This window comes from Moorena sp. SIO3I6, assembly GCF_010672095.1.
In genome coordinates this window covers 1-1,616 of record NZ_JAAHHU010001159.1, presented here as the reverse complement: position 1 = coordinate 1,616, position 1,616 = coordinate 1, and the positions used below count along the sequence as shown (strand labels likewise).

General features: G+C 46.0%; 3 protein-coding genes. 1 reads left to right on the top strand and 2 read right to left on the bottom strand.

The features are described 5' to 3' along the window. Positions 1-276: 3'-5' exonuclease (locus F6K49_RS47230; RefSeq protein WP_293109433.1), on the top strand; the 276-nt coding region annotated here is incomplete at its 5' end. On the opposite strand, the gene F6K49_RS47225 is transcribed toward F6K49_RS47230, so the two are convergent. Beyond that, positions 268-687 (bottom strand): ISAs1 family transposase, encoded by a 420-nt coding sequence (locus tag F6K49_RS47225; RefSeq protein ID WP_293109431.1) that lies wholly within the window; start codon positions 685-687, stop codon positions 268-270. The genes F6K49_RS47230 and F6K49_RS47225 overlap by 9 nt on opposite strands. A 486-nt stretch (positions 688-1,173) precedes the next feature. Continuing rightward, entirely contained in the window at positions 1,174-1,443 is a 270-nt protein-coding gene (locus F6K49_RS47220; RefSeq protein WP_293069066.1) for a transposase family protein, read from the bottom strand. Positions 1,444-1,616 lie beyond the last annotated feature (173 nt).

Genomic DNA, 1,616 nt, shown 5'->3' with positions numbered 1-1,616 from the left:
CAATCATTAAGACCTTCAGATTTGCTGGATAAATTATTTGTAGAATCTGGACTATATAATTATTATCAATCTGAAAAGAAACGCCTACAAAATATCCACAATCTTTTACGGTTTTTCCAAGCACAGGACGATCTAAATTTGCACCCTGACACAGCTTTACGTAGCATTCTTGAATTTACCGCTCTTGCTAAAAACTTAGATCGAGTTTCTCAAGACAATAATCAAGTTCCAATTATCACAGTTCATCAATCCAAAGGCAGGGCTATTTCATTCTAAAAATGCGCTCTTTGTGTGTGAGCGTCCAAATTGGCAGTATCGCTGTGCTTGAGCCATATTGGAGAAGCCATTGGAGCGATAGATATTCAGCGCAAAATTACGAGCAACTGCAAAGATTTGAGGTAACTGATGCATGCGAATGCGAGAAGCATCAACTTCGAGAGTGACATCTCGCACATAATGGACTTTGTTTTCTACCCCCCAATACCCCCGAATACGTTGGGCAAAGGATTCCGCAGACTCGATGAAAGAAGCCACATAGTAGCGTGTTTCGGTTTCCAGCTGGTGTTGTTTCCCTTTTTTGAATTGTCGAACACTTTCCACTCGGATTAGTGTTTTTAGCCCTGGCCAGGACAAGATGTTTTCGAGTTGTGTGCAGATGCGTGCCGGAGCGCTTTTCGATGCGTCCATGGCCAATACTTACTTCAGTATGACTTTGTTGAGGAACAAAGTGGGCTTTGACGATGCCTGAATAGGTTGCCCTGATTGCCTTTAAGGGCACCTAGGTAGTGATTTTCACTCCTCTTTGATCAACTGAGCCGTTTTTTTTGAGTGCTAATCGCATCAAAGGCGAACACCACACCCTTGACAGCCAGTTGTGTAATAAACTCGCGGTTTGGCTTTGACGCACGTTTGTTTTGCTATCCACCTGATCGGGTTCGAGCAATCTTACCCCGCTCAACCAGATAAGCACGTTCCCAGCATAATCGCTCGGTGAGGTGGAGAACCAGGATTATCACCAAGAACGTTGGTATGAGCCCCGTAAGACAAGACCATCTACAGCTAAGGTTTCTCAAGGGCTTGGGTTCAATGCCAAAGAAGCGAGCCAGGGCCGCAGAGTACTGGTGGTAATCTAGGGTGACCAGGACACGGCGAATCGTACTGTAGGAAGGAATCCTACCCTTCGGGGGCTTGAATAGCGGGGGGCAATTCGTCTCGATAGCTGTTGAGCCAGTCCCCAATGGCTAGAAAACCTCGGTTTCCAGCTGCAATGGCCAAGGTAAACAGGGCTAAACACAGAGCTACTTGATGCCGTTTCCCAGAAACCTTGCGTACATCTGGGATGTTGGCAAAGGCTTCTAGAATCTCGATGCCCTGAGGGGGTGACTCCTCTGGGGTGAGGCTAGGAACTGAGACAGCAGGGGCAGATTGGGCAGACAAACGCATGGTCACTCATGAAACTCTCAGCTAACTTGTAAGCCTAGCATTTATTAGCTTTCATGAGAATGAAATAGCCCTGTCAAGGAGGATATCAAATCAGTTTCCCAAAAGGCATTAGACTACTCTCGCTTACTCCGAGATTTAGACCATTATCGACTGACAATTACGATTAACGCTGA

Bases quoted from the DNA above. Each gene is read 5' to 3' on its own strand.
- F6K49_RS47225 (WP_293109431.1), bottom strand. From the start codon at position 687: ATGGACGCATCGAAAAGCGCTCCGGCACGCATCTGCACACAACTCGAA.
- F6K49_RS47220 (WP_293069066.1), bottom strand. From the start codon at position 1,443: ATGCGTTTGTCTGCCCAATCTGCCCCTGCTGTCTCAGTTCCTAGCCTC.